Annotated in this window: 24 protein-coding genes and 1 tRNA gene; 17 read left to right on the top strand and 8 right to left on the bottom strand. The window is 56.3% G+C overall.

Annotated elements, in window-relative coordinates; genetic code table 11:
* Position 1: 1 nt before the first annotated feature.
* From ACMZ66_RS13050 to ACMZ66_RS13030, 5 genes are read right to left on the bottom strand one after another with little or no spacing between them, the layout of a single operon-like run.
* Complete coding sequence (locus tag ACMZ66_RS13050) at positions 2 to 676, bottom strand: hypothetical protein (RefSeq protein WP_416937640.1); 675 nt, start codon at positions 674 to 676, stop codon at positions 2 to 4.
* Positions 676 to 1,833 (bottom strand): CHC2 zinc finger domain-containing protein, encoded by a 1,158-nt coding sequence (locus tag ACMZ66_RS13045; protein ID WP_416937639.1) that lies wholly within the window; start codon positions 1,831 to 1,833, stop codon positions 676 to 678. The genes ACMZ66_RS13050 and ACMZ66_RS13045 overlap by 1 nt, the downstream gene beginning before the upstream one ends.
* Positions 1,830 to 2,210 (bottom strand): DUF1653 domain-containing protein, encoded by a 381-nt coding sequence (locus tag ACMZ66_RS13040; protein ID WP_416937638.1) that lies wholly within the window; start codon positions 2,208 to 2,210, stop codon positions 1,830 to 1,832. The genes ACMZ66_RS13045 and ACMZ66_RS13040 overlap by 4 nt, the downstream gene beginning before the upstream one ends.
* Positions 2,207 to 2,692: a hypothetical protein gene (locus ACMZ66_RS13035; RefSeq protein WP_416937637.1), complete on the bottom strand. Its 486-nt coding sequence runs from the start codon at positions 2,690 to 2,692 to the stop codon at positions 2,207 to 2,209. Before ACMZ66_RS13035 ends, ACMZ66_RS13040 begins: the two co-directional genes overlap by 4 nt.
* Positions 2,689 to 3,072, bottom strand: a complete 384-nt coding sequence (locus ACMZ66_RS13030; RefSeq protein WP_416937636.1) for a hypothetical protein — start codon at positions 3,070 to 3,072, stop codon at positions 2,689 to 2,691. The genes ACMZ66_RS13035 and ACMZ66_RS13030 overlap by 4 nt, the downstream gene beginning before the upstream one ends.
* 81 nt (positions 3,073 to 3,153) lie before the next feature.
* Here ACMZ66_RS13030 and ACMZ66_RS13025 point away from each other — a divergent pair, with 81 nt between their 5' ends.
* The 17 genes from ACMZ66_RS13025 to ACMZ66_RS12945 all read left to right on the top strand — a co-directional run bounded on the left by ACMZ66_RS13025 (position 3,154) and on the right by ACMZ66_RS12945 (position 13,133).
* Positions 3,154 to 3,351 (top strand): hypothetical protein, encoded by a 198-nt coding sequence (locus ACMZ66_RS13025; protein WP_416937635.1) that lies wholly within the window; start codon positions 3,154 to 3,156, stop codon positions 3,349 to 3,351.
* Between the two features lie 315 nt (positions 3,352 to 3,666).
* Positions 3,667 to 4,329, top strand: coding sequence for a helix-turn-helix domain-containing protein (locus ACMZ66_RS13020; RefSeq protein WP_416937634.1), 663 nt, complete (start codon positions 3,667 to 3,669; stop codon positions 4,327 to 4,329).
* A gap of 253 nt (positions 4,330 to 4,582) precedes the next feature.
* Complete coding sequence (locus ACMZ66_RS13015) at positions 4,583 to 4,867, top strand: hypothetical protein (RefSeq protein ID WP_416937633.1); 285 nt, start codon at positions 4,583 to 4,585, stop codon at positions 4,865 to 4,867.
* Between the two features lie 124 nt (positions 4,868 to 4,991).
* Positions 4,992 to 5,228 carry a hypothetical protein gene (locus ACMZ66_RS13010; RefSeq protein ID WP_416937632.1) on the top strand — a complete coding sequence of 79 codons (237 nt, stop codon included), beginning with the start codon at positions 4,992 to 4,994 and terminating at the stop codon, positions 5,226 to 5,228.
* A 110-nt stretch (positions 5,229 to 5,338) separates the two neighbouring features.
* Positions 5,339 to 5,563 (top strand): hypothetical protein, encoded by a 225-nt coding sequence (locus ACMZ66_RS13005; protein WP_416937631.1) that lies wholly within the window; start codon positions 5,339 to 5,341, stop codon positions 5,561 to 5,563.
* 158 nt (positions 5,564 to 5,721) lie between these two features.
* Entirely contained in the window at positions 5,722 to 5,976 is a 255-nt protein-coding gene (locus tag ACMZ66_RS13000) for a hypothetical protein (protein ID WP_416937630.1), read from the top strand.
* A complete protein-coding gene (locus ACMZ66_RS12995; RefSeq protein ID WP_416937629.1) occupies positions 5,973 to 6,332 on the top strand; it encodes a hypothetical protein in 360 nt (119 codons plus the stop codon). The genes ACMZ66_RS13000 and ACMZ66_RS12995 overlap by 4 nt, the downstream gene beginning before the upstream one ends.
* The gene (locus tag ACMZ66_RS12990; protein WP_416937628.1) at positions 6,329 to 6,655 is read left to right on the top strand and encodes a hypothetical protein; all 327 of its coding nucleotides are present in this window, start codon (positions 6,329 to 6,331) and stop codon (positions 6,653 to 6,655) included. The genes ACMZ66_RS12995 and ACMZ66_RS12990 overlap by 4 nt, the downstream gene beginning before the upstream one ends.
* A gap of 27 nt (positions 6,656 to 6,682) precedes the next feature.
* On the top strand, positions 6,683 to 7,039 hold the full coding sequence (locus ACMZ66_RS12985; protein WP_416937627.1) for a hypothetical protein: 357 nt from the start codon (positions 6,683 to 6,685) through the stop codon (positions 7,037 to 7,039).
* A gap of 36 nt (positions 7,040 to 7,075) precedes the next feature.
* Entirely contained in the window at positions 7,076 to 8,026 is a 951-nt protein-coding gene (locus tag ACMZ66_RS12980) for a DUF2303 family protein (RefSeq protein WP_416937626.1), read from the top strand.
* Positions 8,027 to 8,083: 57 nt separating this feature from the next.
* Positions 8,084 to 8,695, top strand: coding sequence for a hypothetical protein (locus tag ACMZ66_RS12975; protein ID WP_416937625.1), 612 nt, complete (start codon positions 8,084 to 8,086; stop codon positions 8,693 to 8,695).
* Positions 8,692 to 8,886, top strand: a complete 195-nt coding sequence (locus ACMZ66_RS12970) for a hypothetical protein (RefSeq protein WP_416937624.1) — start codon at positions 8,692 to 8,694, stop codon at positions 8,884 to 8,886. The genes ACMZ66_RS12975 and ACMZ66_RS12970 overlap by 4 nt, the downstream gene beginning before the upstream one ends.
* A 114-nt stretch (positions 8,887 to 9,000) precedes the next feature.
* Positions 9,001 to 9,675 carry a hypothetical protein gene (locus ACMZ66_RS12965; RefSeq protein WP_416937623.1) on the top strand — a complete coding sequence of 225 codons (675 nt, stop codon included), beginning with the start codon at positions 9,001 to 9,003 and terminating at the stop codon, positions 9,673 to 9,675.
* Positions 9,675 to 10,049 carry an ASCH domain-containing protein gene (locus tag ACMZ66_RS12960; RefSeq protein WP_416937622.1) on the top strand — a complete coding sequence of 125 codons (375 nt, stop codon included), beginning with the start codon at positions 9,675 to 9,677 and terminating at the stop codon, positions 10,047 to 10,049. The genes ACMZ66_RS12965 and ACMZ66_RS12960 overlap by 1 nt, the downstream gene beginning before the upstream one ends.
* Positions 10,046 to 11,080 carry a phage Gp37/Gp68 family protein gene (locus tag ACMZ66_RS12955; RefSeq protein ID WP_416937621.1) on the top strand — a complete coding sequence of 345 codons (1,035 nt, stop codon included), beginning with the start codon at positions 10,046 to 10,048 and terminating at the stop codon, positions 11,078 to 11,080. The genes ACMZ66_RS12960 and ACMZ66_RS12955 overlap by 4 nt, the downstream gene beginning before the upstream one ends.
* Positions 11,077 to 12,813 (top strand): DNA cytosine methyltransferase, encoded by a 1,737-nt coding sequence (locus ACMZ66_RS12950; protein WP_416937620.1) that lies wholly within the window; start codon positions 11,077 to 11,079, stop codon positions 12,811 to 12,813. The genes ACMZ66_RS12955 and ACMZ66_RS12950 overlap by 4 nt, the downstream gene beginning before the upstream one ends.
* On the top strand, positions 12,810 to 13,133 hold the full coding sequence (locus ACMZ66_RS12945; protein ID WP_416937619.1) for a helix-turn-helix domain-containing protein: 324 nt from the start codon (positions 12,810 to 12,812) through the stop codon (positions 13,131 to 13,133). Before ACMZ66_RS12950 ends, ACMZ66_RS12945 begins: the two co-directional genes overlap by 4 nt.
* 77 nt (positions 13,134 to 13,210) lie before the next feature.
* Here the strand turns inward: ACMZ66_RS12945 and ACMZ66_RS12940 are convergent.
* The 3 genes from ACMZ66_RS12940 to pip all read right to left on the bottom strand — a co-directional run bounded on the left by ACMZ66_RS12940 (position 13,211) and on the right by pip (position 15,017).
* A tRNA-Arg gene (locus ACMZ66_RS12940) sits at positions 13,211 to 13,287 on the bottom strand.
* A gap of 161 nt (positions 13,288 to 13,448) precedes the next feature.
* The gene (locus ACMZ66_RS12935) at positions 13,449 to 13,973 is read right to left on the bottom strand and encodes an acyloxyacyl hydrolase (protein ID WP_416937618.1); all 525 of its coding nucleotides are present in this window, start codon (positions 13,971 to 13,973) and stop codon (positions 13,449 to 13,451) included.
* Positions 13,974 to 14,063: 90 nt separating this feature from the next.
* Positions 14,064 to 15,017: a prolyl aminopeptidase gene (gene pip, locus ACMZ66_RS12930; RefSeq protein WP_416937617.1), complete on the bottom strand. Its 954-nt coding sequence runs from the start codon at positions 15,015 to 15,017 to the stop codon at positions 14,064 to 14,066.

Below are 15,017 nucleotides of genomic sequence, written 5' to 3'. Positions count from 1 at the left end.
ATCAAAGCAGCACCCCCTGATTTTCAGCAACGACGGTCAGCGTTGACCGATCGGTTGGCGCCACGCGCTCAGGCACAAACAAGTCAAGGTTATCCATCTTGGGCTTGGACAGCGTGTCCCAGATCGTGCGGCCATTGAAATCGCGCTCGAACCCGAACCATGCGCAATCGAGCGCGCCGTTTCCAAGGCCAAGACTATCGATGCGCCATGACAGTTCGAGCTTGTATTTCGGACGAATGCGCTGCTTGAAACCGGTGCGTCTCGCAGCTTGGTAATAGTTGGTTTTCAGCAGCACCCAGACCTCTTCCAGATGCAGACGCATGGCATGCTCAATGAACGCCTGTGCCAGCGTGAAAGGTGGGTTGGTGATAACCTTCGAAGCGCGGCGACGGTGTGTGGCCAAAAAATCCACCCCGCCTTGGCCATAGCCGCGATCAATCAAATCGGTGCCGATGACCTCGCACCCGTGATGCTCTAGCACCCGGGCCAATCGGCCATCGCCGCAGGCACATTCCCATATTTTCTGCCCCGCAAGATGCGGCATGGCGCGGATCAGCGCCTCGGTTGTTTCTGGCGGCGTCGGGTAAAATTCGTGATCCGGTCGATCCCATTCAACTGGCCCAGACTGACCACCAACCATCATCGCGCCTTTATTGACCTTGCGGTTTGTCGCCATCACGCCGCCCCCAAAATCATCGAGTTGAAGTCGGTACCTGGCCTCGACATGGCGATGCGCCCGACGCGGCCCTCGACCGCTGCGCGGCGGCACCCGCGCTCAAGCTTCGCCTTGAGCATGTGAATGTCTTTGGTGTCGCCATCGCCCAGAAAGATCCGCTCATGGCATTCGCGCGGCCAGATCATCCCCGGGCGGGCCATATCCGGCACCACCGAGGGCAGCTTTTTGCGGCCATCAAACGGATGATATTCCCCTTTGGCGTCCATCAGACAGGCACCGACAAGGTTATCAAGCGAGTAGGAACACCAGCCAGAAAGGCCGGAAACCATCATGCCGGAATAGGTCGTTTCCAACCCCTCCCCGCCGACCATCTTGAAGGCAGGTTTGCCGAGGCGGATCGCGGCCTTGGACGGGTCGCCCATCACGCGCTTCGTGTTGAGGTCCCGCCCGTCATCGGGCGCTACAAGCTTGAGCCGCCCCTTTGGCTGATCAAGATCGATGCAGGTCACATGACAGGCGGCAAAGCGATCATCGATATATTGCATCACGCTCAGCAACGCCGGACCGGTCCAGATCGCCTCGGATTTCTTGGCATCACGGGCGCGGTACCAGAACTCATAATCCGGCACGAACCGATGCACCCCGCTATGCAGGAAAAGATCGCGATCGATCCCGCGATAATTCGCAAGATATTCCTCGGCCTCGGTATCCGCGATCGGTAGGCCACGCAACCAAAGTGCATGACCGCGTTTGCGCCGCTTTTCAGTTTCGGACACGCGGTCCTTTTCATCGGCTCGGCTGGCGATCTTGGGCTTGGGCTTATGCGCAGGCTTTTCGGCCCGCCCGACATATTCGGTCAGGTCAATACCGGCCTTCCACGCCAGATCCTTGAGCGCCTCGATAAATGTCTGGCCATAGACACGCATCTGATAGCCGATCGGCCTTTCATGCGCGCCGCAGCCAAAGCAATGCGCAAACCCCTTGTCCGGGCGAACCGTGAAGGATGGCGTGCGTTCGGAATGAAAAGGACAAAGCCCCATCCATTCGCGGCCTGACTTCACGAGCTTGACGCCGGAATTTTCGACCAGCTCGACCAGATCGATTCGCGCGTTTACATCGTCGATGACTGATTGCGGGATCGGGATGCGGTTGGTCATTTTGAGCCACCGGAATCTACATTCGGGATGCGCTCGAAACGACCGTCGTGAAACTCATCAAGCGGACGACACCAGACTTGGCCCGTCTCAGTTGACCGGTAAAGATACGCCGGGGTGTTTGTCGCCTCGATCCGGCAGGCACCGATGACCTGATATTCGCCACCCGATTTAACGTGCCGCCACAACGACCCGATCATAAGCGGGCCAACCCCGGTCAAAAGACCGAATGACCGAAGCACCCGGGAAGCCTCAAGCTCTTTTGTCGGCCAAAAAACTTCCTTCGCAATCTCTGGAAAGGCGGTGCTACCACGCCCGAAAGAGCGGGACATAAGATCAAGATCGACCAAGTGCCGTGCGATTGCTTCGATCACCTTCATGCCGCCACCTTCCGCGCAGCGCGCCCTTGGTAGTAGCCACGCATTTCAAGTTTTTGCGCCAGCTTGGTCGCGTTCTTGCGTCCCGAGTTATAGGCACCATCGACCAGATCATCATATTCCGAGATCCGATCAATCAGGCAGGTTGCGGCCTGATCAAAGTCAGACCCTTCGATCAGGGTCAGCGTGCCGTCATCAAGCGCGTCGCGCAGCCAGATCACCACCATCAGGAAAACCGTGATCACGGGGCGATCTTCATATTCGCGAAGCAGCTCGCCCTGCAGGGCCATCACGCGGTTGCGCAGTTTATCAGCCTTTGCCTTGGGCAGATCCGAAAACGGTTCATCACAAGCCCGATCGAGGCATTCAAGCACTTCGGCATGGCCCTCTTTCTGACCTGGCTCCAATATCACGCCCGCGACCCGCTGCATCAAAACGGCAGGAATGGCGAACTCGCAACGATGGCGATCGGAAAGGTAAGTCATGCTGCCACCCCGTAAAGACGCGGTTGCGGTTCAAGTGCTGCCGTCATCCGGTCTGCCGCCTCACGAAGCAGGCTGGCGATCGATCGGATCAGGGCGCGCATGCCGGCACGTTCGGCGTCAAACCCACCAAGAACCCCGGCCTTGTGAAGCTGTGCGGCATAGCTTTCAAAATGCGGACAACCGGCCCCGGCACGCGCGGCGGCGATATCTGCATCAACCGCAGCCTGCATGTTGATCACATCACCGCGCATCGGATTGGCGCATTGACGCAGGCGGGAATATGAAACCCCGCAGGCACCGGCAAGCACCTCGCCACCCACGGCATGCATGGCCTTGGTGGTCGCATCGGCGAAACTGTTTTCTGATCGTTGATAAGACACGGCTATCAAACCCTCCCCATTTGGGAGTTGCCGCCTATCAGGGGAGACCCCATAACAAAGGACAGCAACGGAGCAACAAACATGACCACGAAATCAGAAAGACGAGACGCGCTGATCAGTGCCACCGAGGATTTCCGCGAAGCCCTTGAGGTCCTGCAGCAAAGCAATGACCCAAAAGACCGTAAACACGCGGAAAACACCCTGCGACGCGCCGGATGGAAGAAAGACGGTAACGGCGCGTTCAAGCCGCCTCTTCCCGATCCGGACCTTGATCATTAGCCGGAACTTGGAAATCCGCCGGAACAACTTTCTCCAAAGCGCGGATGGTGCGGACAGTAGGATTCCAGCAATCATCCCAAAAATGCTTGAGCGTTGTGTCATCCAAACCGGCCAAACCAGCCAGAGCGCTTTTGGAAATGCGTTCGACCGTGGCGAACCCCCGAATGCGGGCTATGACGTCCTTTATCGTGTTCATACGGGAAAGCATTACCGGAATTAATTCCGATGTCAACGGATATTTCGGGAATTGCGCCGACGGAAACCCTTCCGACGATCCGGTAACATATCCACGCCCCAGAATTAAACGGAACCGTTATGAAACAGAGAACCACCGAAGAGATCCGTCAGGCGCTGTTGACTTTCCAAAGGAAGCACAAGCTACAACAAACGAAGTGGGCAACGGACGCGGGAGTTGACGAAAGCACTCTGCGAAAGATCCTAAAGGGCACAACAAAGACAACACCTCGCTACGACACACTTGAAAAACTCGCCAGCATCGCAGGAACCTCAGTCGAAGAAATGCTCGGCGAAGAACCCCCGAGCCCTACAGAGGCAACCACCCACACCAGCGAACCAACCAACTCGGCAAGCGCAAAAGTCCCGGTAATCGGATACACCGGACCAGATGGCAAATACGGCCTGTTCTTCGGGAACCCGTGCAAGCACGTGCTGCGCATTGACCCGCTGGTAGACGTCCTTGATGCTTTTGCCGCCTATGTCATGGATGACACGATGGAGCTGCGCTACAGCAAGGGCGACATTGTTTACATCAACCCGACCCAGCCTGTCCGACAAGGCAACAGCGCACTGGTCGAGTTTACCGATGGCACCGCGCGGATCGGGCGCGTCGCAGCCCTAGACGGCGAAGGAAACATTACCCTGCAATACCTTAACGTCGCCGAGGGCCACGACTTTAAGGAGTATCCAGAAAGCCAGGTCAAGAAGATCCACCGGATTGTTGGCGCACTGGAAGTTTAAGCAGTTATCACAGAATACTACCTGAAGGGGTGGGATAGGAAACCTATCCCACCCTGCTCTAACAGCCAGTAGACACAGATTTTCAATTACTTAGCATTCAGGCAGGGGCAACAGGTGGCGCTAACCACCTGCTGCTAACATGGCCCGTCTGCAAAACCGCAGCCATGCAACCATTGAGTTCACCGATCCAACTCGCCGGCCCTGTCGCGCGTCCGCGAACTCGGCTGCTTAAATGCAAGGTATGCAGACAACCATGAACCAGCTTATCCCGTTTGACAGACCAGTCTTGATCACCGACGACACCATGCATCCACGTTATGATGTGGGGTCTTATGTTGTAACCACCAAATCACGCCGCCCCAAGATAGGGAGCAGAGTGCTTATTACATATACCAATGGCACAAAAACAATACGTGAAGTGGCTTCCATCGAACGGGACACGATCAAACTAAAACAATACAACCCGATTGAGACGGAAATGGTCGGGATTACAAAAATTTCGGATATTTCCGTAATCGACTACTCCTTTGAAAAATAACAATAATCATTAATCACCGGAATTCAAATACCGGCACTTATCCCGTTAAATCCCGATTTTATGTTGACTAATCGGATTTAATCCCGAAAATGGGCGCGTTACCCAGACACAGGAGAACGCGCCCATGTCTCTCTCAAATCCGACTTTTGACGCCTTAACGGCGACCGCACCCGACCCGACCGATCTGATCGCCGATTTTGGCCATCCGCATTTTCCGGGTTGGATGATCATCATGGCCCTGCTGCTGATCCTGATCAGCGCGCACAGCGTCATGCCATCATCAAACATCATCCTCCGCCCGCGCCCTGCGCGGACCTCTGTCACGCGGCTTGTCCGTCGCAGTGACGACGGGGGCTTTTGATATGGCCATCACCCGTCACACCTTGCGCCGCTGGCGCGACCATATCGACGACTTCCTGCGTGCGATCTGGGACGATCCCGCGCCCACCCGCACCAAGGGAGGCCGCTGATATGTCCATGATGATTTGCATCCACACCGACAGCGAAATGACCGTGACCGAAACGCTTAGTCACGGCGCCAACGGCATGAGCGGCCTTATCTCCGCCCGCTTTGGCGATATCTCGCTGCAGCTCGACGAAAACACCGCCGAGAAACTCGAAACCGCGATCGCCGCCAGCCGCGAAAAGCTCCGCGTCGCTCGCGCCAAGATGACCGAGCGGAGGGTTGCGGCATGACGACTAAAACCGAAACCCCGGCAGCGCATTGGCGAGAACAAGGCGATCAAGATCCGCACGCAGGAAAGTACGACTGCAAGAGGGGCGAACTAACGTATGGCGACTTCACGGATGATGAACTCGCGAACGCAGTTTACCTCTGCGACCACCGGACAAGTTTGAGCAGCATCGGACTGATTGATGCCGCAAAGGAACGCATTCGCTGGCTGTCACGCCAGAACGAAGCCAAGGCGGCGCGCATCGCACAACTCGAACAGGCCGCATCGCATCTTGAAGCCATAGCGACCGCCGCGACCGACGTCCTTCACCATTACGACGCTTTCGGATGCATCACGGTCGAAAACCCGACCGCAAAAACCGCCATGCGCAGATTCCGCGAAGCGCTGACCAAAGCCAAGGAGACCGCACAATGACCTCCACCATAGAAAAGCAACGCAAGGCCACTCAAACCCCTTGGGACTACGATTGGGGTCAGAAAACCGACGGCGTTGTCAAATACTGGATCATCGGCCCGACGGAACTCGATGAACAGAAATTGATCAACACGATCGTGACCGTCGACAATGACCGTGACGACGCCGAGGACCTTGCTCGTCTGATTTCAGCAGCCCCCTCCCTACTCGCGCAATTGAAATTCCTCGTGAACCACATCGAGGGAAACATGCGCCTGTCGGGGAAAACCGAACGCGCGATCTCGAACTTCACCGCGACCTACCACGCAACCATCGCGCAGGCAGAAAGCGCCAACCGCGAGGAGACCGCACAATGACCGCATCCATCACCCCTTTCCCGAGCCCGACCAACATTGTCCGCATGCAGCAGCATGCTGCCAACCTGGCCCTTTTGCCCGCACCCGGGTCGAGCCTGATTTTCATGACCGAGGGCAAGATGGGGGCTGGCACCGTGATTGTCGCCCTGCCCAACAACCAGATCATGATCAAGGTCGAGGACAACACCCGCCACCCGAAATCCGGTCAGAAGATCTGGATCGCGCGCAATGAGATCCGCACCCACGCGATCTTCACCCCACCCAACACCGAAATGATCGAACCGCCAACCGAGCCCGACGGATTCCCGCCGGCTGCGGCCTGATCACAACACCCGATAGGAGGCATTCCAATGTCGAACAGCAACGGCGAACTCAAAAGCTTTGGCACGCTCATTCAATCGCTTGAAGAAGGACAGTTTCACAGCGACCTGACCGACGAAATCACGGCGATCACCAAGGCCCTGCAGAACCACGTCATGAACCATGGCGGCTCCCCTAAAGGGAAGCTGGACCTGTCATTAAAGTTCCAACTCAAGAGCGGCGTCATCACGATCAGCACCACCACCAGTACCAGCCTGCCGGTTGCGCCGCGCAGCCAGTCGATCCTTTGGGCCGACGACAAAGGCAACCTATGCCGCCAGAACCCACGACAGCGCGACATGTTCACCGACGTGAACGCCGAAGAGGCAGAAACCCGCGCCGTCTAGGCGCAACCATCCAACCCGAGACAACGGAACATCACGATGACCACCGATGCAAAACCACTTTTCCAGACCGAAACCGAGGCGGCGCACAAGCTGACCGCCAAGTTTGGCGAACACAAGGTCGTCAACCTTGAACACGACGGACACAACGTCCCGATTCTGATCCTGCCGGATGGCCGCAACGCAGCCAGCATCCAGCATTTTATCGACGAGACCCGCGAACACCCGAAGCGCCGCAAAGGCACAAGCGCGATGCAGGATCTCGACAGCTTTGTCGCCATGACCAACCGCTTCAAAAGCGATTTCAGCGCTGTTTTCGGTACCTGCAACGCGGAAAGCGCCGATCTGTCACTAACCACCGTGTTTGACTACCACGATCCGTCCGAAAACAAGGACGGCATCCCGCGCTTTATGGACCACAAATGCATTTACCGCTTCCCGGTCTCCGATGAGTGGAAAGCTTGGATGTCGATGAACGACAAATGGCTTGATCAGAACCAGTTTGCCGAGTTCCTCGAAGAACACATTATCGATGTCGCGGCACCACCCGCCTTTGACAGCAAACCGGACATGACGGAGTTCGACAAGCATCTGCTTAATCTGGTTTCGACGCTTGAAAGCAAGTTCACCGGGCCGAGCGGCATCCTTGAGCTTTCCCGGGGGCTGATCATCCGGACCGAGGAAAAATTCGAATCCCGCCAGAAGCTCGCGACCGGCGAACTTGCTATCACGTTCAGCAACGAACACCGGGACGAGCAAGGCGGCAAGCTCAAGGTGCCGGACCTTTTCCTGATCAACATCCCGGTTTTCAAGAACGGCGCCAACTACCTGATCCCGGTACGCCTGCGCTTCCGCAAGGACGGCGCAAATCTTGTTTGGAAGTTCCTACTACACCGGACCGAGCTGATCGTGAACCACGCCTTCGAGGAAGGCTGCGCGAAGGTCAAAGCCGAAACCGAGCTTCCCCTGTTTATCGGCTACCCCGAGTAAGCCAGGTCAATATTCCCCGGCGGCACCGCGCCGCCGGGACACCCGAAAGGACCGATCATGAACACCCTTGTCCTAACCGTACATGGCCGCAAAATCGACCTTCTGGCACCGCGCCCGGAAGACATCTATTGGCCGGACGTTTGCTTTTCGCTTGCCAACATCAACCGGTTTACCGGACACACGACCATTCCGGTCGCGCAGCATTCCGTCATTGTCTGCGATCTGGTCGCTGACTTCGCCAAGCCACACGCACTTATCCATGACGCCAAGGAATACATCAAAGGCGACGACAGCACCCCCAAGCAGGAAGCCGAGGAAATCGCGTTTTTCGAGCAGTTTCCGCCTGCAATCCGCGACATGCTCAAGAAGTCGTTTCCCAACCTCAAAATGGGGCGCGAGATCATCGAGGAGCGGGTTGACGCCGCCATTCACGCCGCCGCCGGTCTGGAATGGCCAGTGCCGCCCAAAATCGCTGCCGAGATCAAACGCTTCGATCTGGTTTCACTGGCGACCGAAAGCCGGGACAACCTGCCCGAGCAGGTTGGCGACCCATCGATCCAACCGATCACGCTCACCATTAAACCGATGTCCGCAACGGATGCGCAACACCTGTTTGCCAACCGCCTGCAGGTGATGCTGCCAACCCTAAACGATGTTCTTGCGGCATGACCGATCAAACCAAACACATGCGCGGCGACGAGATCCTGCTTATGGCCGAGATCAAAGCAGCAAGCGCGATGCGGGAAGCATTCGAAAGCCTCGACGCCTATCGCGAACGCTTCCCCAACTCTGGCGTCACGCGCGACGATTTTATCGATCGCATTGAACGTCGAGCAACCAACCAAGACGACGCGGCTTAGCGCCGCCTCGTTCCGCAGGACGGCGGCACGCCGGTTTCCCCCAACCGGCATCCCTCAACCCCAAATCCGCCAGTGCCGCCGTCCTTCGCGACGAGAACGAAAGGAAACAGAACCATGCCCGATATCTTTGAGACCAAGGCTCTTGCCTATGAGGACGCCAAGCGCACCGTTGCCGAGTTCGAAGGCACCACGATCGCCGATGATTTCAAGATCCTTGCCGCCGAACGCTTGATCAAGACCGATCCGGTCGCGGCACTCTATGACGCGCTCGACGCAGCCGACCTTGCCAGCCACGAACCGGGACCTGGCTTTCTTGATCAGCTCGAAACGTTCTGCAAGCTGGCCACAAAGGTCACCATTGCCGATGACGGCGAACAATCCTCACGCCTTGTCCGGTTTCTGGTCACGATCGCAAGCGATCTTTACCACACTGCCCGGGTTGCACGCCCGGAAACGGGTATCAATCCCGACCGGTACCGCAAACCGCTTGAACGGCTCGCAAACGAGATCTGGGGCAGCGAGCTTCTGTTTGCCCATCGTTTGCAAGACGCCAAAGAGTTCAAAATTGCGTTCACTGCAGACTGTCAGTCTCCGGACGGATCATGGCCGATACTTTACACCCACAGCCCCGAAGGCGGGATTGACACAGCGAGCCCACTGATCAACCCGAGGCAAACCCGGACCGAAGCGCAGCGGATAGCGAACGCGGCAAACCGATGCCTCAAGCTCACCCCGCTACACGTCGAGGCAATCACCGCAGGCGAAACCCAGAACAGTGAGGCGGCATAATGAAAGCGCTATCAATTCGCCAACCGTGGGTCCAACACATCTTTCAAGACGGCAAGGACGTCGAAAACCGGAAATGGCCCACGGACTATCGCGGCGACGTCCTTATCCATGCCAGCTCAGCGTTTGACGGGAAAGCCGCCGAAAAGCGCAGATTTCTGATCGACCATCCACACGCGCCGTTCGGGGCGATTGTTGGCATTGTCGAGATCACCGACTGCGTGACCGAAATGGACAGCCAGTGGTTCTTTGGGCCTTACGGGTTTGTGATGGCAAACAAACGCCTGATCACGCCCATCACCTGCAAAGGCGCGCTCGGCCTCTTCACCCCAAAGATCAACCTCGACCAGATCCAGCCTCTGGAGAAAGCCGCATGACCAAGATCGAATGGACACACCGCCCGGGAACGGTCGGGACCACATGGAACCCCCTCCGCGCTCGCAACAAAAAAACCGGCGGTGTCGGGCATTTCTGCGAGAAGGTCTCAGCAGGCTGCAAAAACTGCTACGCTGAGACCTTTCAAAAACGGTTCAAAAACCCTGTGCGGTATGCTGCGCAGGATGCAGATCAGGTTGAAGCGTTTCTCGACGAGAAAACCCTTCGCGACCCCCTGAAATGGCGCAAGCGCCGGACCGCATTTGTCTGCAGCCAAACCGACCTATTCTTGCGGCATTACACCGATGAAATGATCTGCAAGGTGTTTGCCGTGATGGCACTGCAGAAACCCGACACATTCATCGTTCTGACCAAGCGGCCCGAGCGCGCAAAGGCATTCCTGCAGTCAGCAGAAACGCAGGAAAAGATCGGGGAAATCATGCGCCAGATATACCCGCGCGCGACCTGCTATGAATGCCCGAATCAGGACGGCATATGGCCGCTTTCGAACGTTTGGATTGGCGTCAGCATTGAAGACCAAGCAACGGCAGACGAACGGATTCCGCTGTTGCTTGGCACGCCTGCCGAGAAACGGTTTGTAAGTGCCGAGCCGCTGCTTGGCCCGATCAACATCGAATCCTTCATAACGCCCGCATGGGATGGCGACATACGAAAGGCAAAACCGGCCAACATCGTCAATTGGGTGATCTGCGGCGGCGAGAGCGGCAACAGCGCGAACCCGATGCACCCGGATTGGGCGCGCGGATTGCGCGACCAGTGCGCAAAAAATGGAACCCCGTTTTTCTTCAAACAATGGGGAGCATGGAAAACCACCTATGACCGCGACCGCGACGACCCTGACTGGCGCAATATCCCCAAAGCAGAAGGCAACCACCAACGGTTTGTAAACCTTGAAGGCGGTCAAGGCTTCCACGGCGAGCGGGTCGTTTTCATGGAAAGAGCCAGCAAAGCCAAAAATGGTCGCACCCTTGACGGGACCGAACACAACGCATGGCCGGGAGACGCAGCATGAGCTTCATTCACGCCCAACAATGGGGACTTGATGCAGGACTGATCATCGATAACTTCGCTGGCGGCGGCGGCGCATCGACCGGCATCGAAATGGCGCTCAATCGCCCCGTGAGCATCGCGATCAACCACGACCGCGAAGCCATCAAAATGCACGAAGCCAATCACCCGCACACCCGCCATCTTTGCGAGGACGTGTTCGAGGTAGATCCGGTTAAGGTCTGCAAAGGCCGTCGAGTTGACCTGGCTTGGTTTAGCCCGGATTGCACACACCATTCCAAGGCCAAAGGCGGCAAACCCAGATCAAAGAAGATCCGGGGACTGGCATGGGTCGTGCTGCGATGGGCATCCGCCGTTAAACCGACGGTCATCATGCTTGAAAACGTCGAAGAGTTCGAAGATTGGGGACCGCTGACCAAGGACGGGAAGCCCTGCAAAAAGCGCAAAGGCGAGACGTTCGATCTTTGGATTAGCCACCTTGAAGCTCTCGGCTATGTCGTCGAGTTTCGCCAGATCCGGGCTTGTATGTTTGGCACACCCACCATCCGTAAACGGCTTTATGTGATCGCGCGACGGGACGGGAAGGATATCGTCTGGCCAGAAGCAACGCATGGCGACCCGAAGTCGGAAGAGGTCAAAAAGAAACGCCTCAAGCCTTGGGGGGTTGCCGCCGATATCATCGACTGGTCACTGCCCTGCCCGTCCATTTTCCTCGATCAGGACGAGGCGCGCGCCCTTGGCCTTCGCGTCAAGCGCCCGCTCAAGGAAAACACGCTCAGCCGCATTTATCGCGGCATGGTGAAGTTTGTTTTCAGGGCAAAGAAACCGTTCATTGTCACAGTGAACCATGCCGGCGAGAACTTTCGCGGGCAGGATCTTCATGATCCGATGAAAACCATCACATCGGCCTATGACGCGACGGGGCTGGTCATGCCGTATGTCCAGCACGTCCAGCATTCATCCAAGCCCAACGGCACCATGCCGGCAGACGAACCGTTGCGCACCATCACCGCCCATCCGAAGGGTGGCGGATTCGCCGTCACCACAGCCAAAATCGAACCAACCGACGACGACCTGCAGGCCGCTTTCATGGCGCAGCACAACAACACGTCGGCAAATTCCCGATCGATCGAAGATCCGGTTTCGACAATTACCCAGACCGGATCGCAACAAGGCGTGGTAGTCGCCCACCTTGACCGCCAGTTTGGCAATAGCGACGGCGGCGATATTGACGAACCCGTTGGCACCATCACAGCAGGTGGAGGCGGCAAAACCGCTCTTTGCGCGTCGTTCCTGACCAAGATGCGCGGCACATGCAAACACGGGCAAGCAACAGACGAACCAACCCCGACCATCACAGCAGGCGGAACCCACTTGGCCGAGTGTCGCGCATTCTTGATGAAATACTATGGCACCGCCGTCGGACAGGATATGCACGAGCCGCTTGATACGGTCACCAGCCGCGATCGCTTCGGGCTGATCGTCATCAAAGGCATTCTGTATCAGATCGTTGATATCGGCATGCGGATGCTCACCCCGCGCGAACTCTTCGCCGCGATGGGCTTTCCGCCTGACTACAAGATCGGCGATCGCGAAAGCGACGGCTTCACCCTCACCAAGCACCAGCAGGTTGCCAAATGCGGCAACGCAGTCTGCCCGCCGGTCGCTGCAGCCTTGGTTCGCGCCAATGTCCCGCAGACCGCCCTTCTCTCACCAGCAATGGAGAAATCAGCATGAGCAACCTTCTATTTCTCACGGCCAAACAGGTAGCAGATCGCTGGGCCGCAGTCGGCATCACCGGATCTGGCGGCAACCCGATATCCGTCAAAACCTTGGCATGCTGGCGGTCAAACGGGGAAGGTCCGCAAGAAGCAGTGATCCGGATCATGGGCAAGGTCCGGTACCGCCTCGAAGACCTCAAAAAGTACGAAGAAAAGAATTTCGGACAGGTATGCGACAGCCCCGAAAGCAAGACACTGCGGTCTTTGACGCCGACCGAGATACTGGAAACGCAAGGATTTTCAGGGGATGCCGCACTCAGGAAAACAGCCGCATAATCTCAATAAAGATGCTACCTATTTGCTACCTAGACAAAAACAAGGGGTTAGAGAAATTCTCTAACCCCTTGTTTTTATGGCGCGCCCGACAGGATTCGAACCTGTGGCCCCCAGATTAGGAATCTGGTGCTCTATCCTGCTGAGCTACGGGCGCACACATGCAAAAGCAGGGTTCAATTAGCAGTAATTGCGTCGAGGATCAATCCAAGAGCCTTCGCGCCTCATGGGACCTTCGCCTATCTCACCTAAGCAAAAGAAAAACCGCCAGCCTTGGCTGACGGTTTCCATTCTCTAACGAGCACTTGGCAATGCCTATTAGTCAAAAATGCGTTCAATCGGGAAGGAATAGGTCAGAGACAGGATCTCGGTACCCGGGTTCTCATCACCGATGCTTGCATTGGAAATGTGCGCAATGCCAAGGCTGAGACGTTCATGGCTGTCAAAACGGAAGCCCAGCTCAAGACCGGAGCGGAATTCGATCCAGTGGCCAAGGTCTTCGCCGTTACCCTGATGATATGCACCAACAGAGGTATAAACGCTTGAAACGAAATGATCGCCCCAAAGAACATCAACAGCAAGACCGCCATAGCCATGAACAGCACCTTCTGACGTCACCATTACACCGCCAATCGGTCGGGCTACGTCATACATCGCGTGTTGTGCACGATAGTTCAGGCGGAACTCGGCTGCTTCTTCGTCTTGCGTGATATCAACCATACCGGTTGAGAATTCCAGCAAGCCAGAGTCTTTATCATTTCCAAGAATTTCCTGCGCATGCGCAGTATTGAGAAGTCCAAAAAATACAAAAACTGCGAGCAGTTTCCCCAGAGCCAACTTCATTAATCAAGTCCCCACTAGATCAATCGGTGCGCTATACTACCCATAGGCATATGAAACTCAACTACACTTTGGTGTGTGTTTTTAAGTTTTTTACACAAAGCCATGGCCGTTAAATCGGTCAGTCGCCCGGACAAGCTCGCGAATGATGCCCGGTTCACTCGCGGCGTGGCCTGCGTCATCAACAATTACGAGCTCTGCCCCAACCCAAGCCTCATGCAATGCAACGGCCGATACCGGCGGGCATACGACGTCGTAACGCCCCTGCACGATGACCAAAGGAAGATTAGAAATCTTCCCAACATTCTCGATCAATTGGTTAGGCGTAAAGAAGCACCGATGCACAAAATAATGATGCTCAAGTTTGGCCAGCGCCAAGGCGATCTGATCCCCTTCGAAGTCTTCAACCAAACCATCATCAGGAAGTAGCGTGCAGCAGGTGGCTTCATACGCCGACCAGACGCGTGCTGCATCAATTGCCTTATCCTCGCCCTCGGCACCGGAAAAGATCGTTGCATATCGATCAAGAAGCGCCTGCCAACCCGGATGTTTTTCATATCCTGCAGCATCAAGGAAAGTACGCTCGACTTCAGGGAAGAAACGCCCCATGCCATCCATGAACCAGGCAATTTCGCGCTCGGTTCCAAGAAAAATACCGCGCAGGATGAAACCCAAAACCCGATCTGAACATGCCTGACCATAAGCAAGTGCCAGCGTCGATCCCCAAGACCCACCAAATACCAGCCACTTATCAATACCGCGCTCAGTACGCAGAGCTTCGATGTCGGCAATCAAATGATCGGTGGTGTTGTTTTCAAGACTACCGAACGGGCGCGATTTACCAGAACCACGCTGATCGAGAAGGATTACACGATACTTTTCCGGGTCAAAGAAACGTCGGCTATTGGGCGATATCCCAGCTCCCGGCCCACCATGCAGGAAGACAACCGGGATACCGTCGGGATGACCAACTTCTTCCCAATAGATTTCATGACCATCACGGGAGAGCCAACCGGAATGACGGGGCGTAATTTCTGGATACAGCAC

The sequence above is a fragment of the Thalassospira sp. genome (assembly GCF_048059015.1).
In the GTDB taxonomy this organism is placed as follows: domain Bacteria; phylum Pseudomonadota; class Alphaproteobacteria; order Rhodospirillales; family Thalassospiraceae; genus Thalassospira.
This window is presented reverse-complemented; position numbering and strand designations above follow the sequence as displayed.

Coding starts and splice junctions, on each gene's coding strand:
- ACMZ66_RS13050 (WP_416937640.1), bottom strand. CDS start 676: ATGGCGACAAACCGCAAGGTCAATAAAGGCGCGATGATGGTTGGTGGT.
- ACMZ66_RS13045 (WP_416937639.1), bottom strand. CDS start 1,833: ATGACCAACCGCATCCCGATCCCGCAATCAGTCATCGACGATGTAAAC.
- ACMZ66_RS13040 (WP_416937638.1), bottom strand. CDS start 2,210: ATGAAGGTGATCGAAGCAATCGCACGGCACTTGGTCGATCTTGATCTT.
- ACMZ66_RS13035 (WP_416937637.1), bottom strand. CDS start 2,692: ATGACTTACCTTTCCGATCGCCATCGTTGCGAGTTCGCCATTCCTGCC.
- ACMZ66_RS13025 (WP_416937635.1), top strand. CDS start 3,154: ATGACCACGAAATCAGAAAGACGAGACGCGCTGATCAGTGCCACCGAG.
- ACMZ66_RS13020 (WP_416937634.1), top strand. CDS start 3,667: ATGAAACAGAGAACCACCGAAGAGATCCGTCAGGCGCTGTTGACTTTC.
- ACMZ66_RS13015 (WP_416937633.1), top strand. CDS start 4,583: ATGAACCAGCTTATCCCGTTTGACAGACCAGTCTTGATCACCGACGAC.
- ACMZ66_RS13010 (WP_416937632.1), top strand. CDS start 4,992: ATGTCTCTCTCAAATCCGACTTTTGACGCCTTAACGGCGACCGCACCC.
- ACMZ66_RS13005 (WP_416937631.1), top strand. CDS start 5,339: ATGTCCATGATGATTTGCATCCACACCGACAGCGAAATGACCGTGACC.
- ACMZ66_RS12995 (WP_416937629.1), top strand. CDS start 5,973: ATGACCTCCACCATAGAAAAGCAACGCAAGGCCACTCAAACCCCTTGG.
- ACMZ66_RS12990 (WP_416937628.1), top strand. CDS start 6,329: ATGACCGCATCCATCACCCCTTTCCCGAGCCCGACCAACATTGTCCGC.
- ACMZ66_RS12985 (WP_416937627.1), top strand. CDS start 6,683: ATGTCGAACAGCAACGGCGAACTCAAAAGCTTTGGCACGCTCATTCAA.
- ACMZ66_RS12980 (WP_416937626.1), top strand. CDS start 7,076: ATGACCACCGATGCAAAACCACTTTTCCAGACCGAAACCGAGGCGGCG.
- ACMZ66_RS12975 (WP_416937625.1), top strand. CDS start 8,084: ATGAACACCCTTGTCCTAACCGTACATGGCCGCAAAATCGACCTTCTG.
- ACMZ66_RS12970 (WP_416937624.1), top strand. CDS start 8,692: ATGACCGATCAAACCAAACACATGCGCGGCGACGAGATCCTGCTTATG.
- ACMZ66_RS12965 (WP_416937623.1), top strand. CDS start 9,001: ATGCCCGATATCTTTGAGACCAAGGCTCTTGCCTATGAGGACGCCAAG.
- ACMZ66_RS12960 (WP_416937622.1), top strand. CDS start 9,675: ATGAAAGCGCTATCAATTCGCCAACCGTGGGTCCAACACATCTTTCAA.
- ACMZ66_RS12955 (WP_416937621.1), top strand. CDS start 10,046: ATGACCAAGATCGAATGGACACACCGCCCGGGAACGGTCGGGACCACA.
- ACMZ66_RS12950 (WP_416937620.1), top strand. CDS start 11,077: ATGAGCTTCATTCACGCCCAACAATGGGGACTTGATGCAGGACTGATC.
- ACMZ66_RS12945 (WP_416937619.1), top strand. CDS start 12,810: ATGAGCAACCTTCTATTTCTCACGGCCAAACAGGTAGCAGATCGCTGG.
- ACMZ66_RS12935 (WP_416937618.1), bottom strand. CDS start 13,973: ATGAAGTTGGCTCTGGGGAAACTGCTCGCAGTTTTTGTATTTTTTGGA.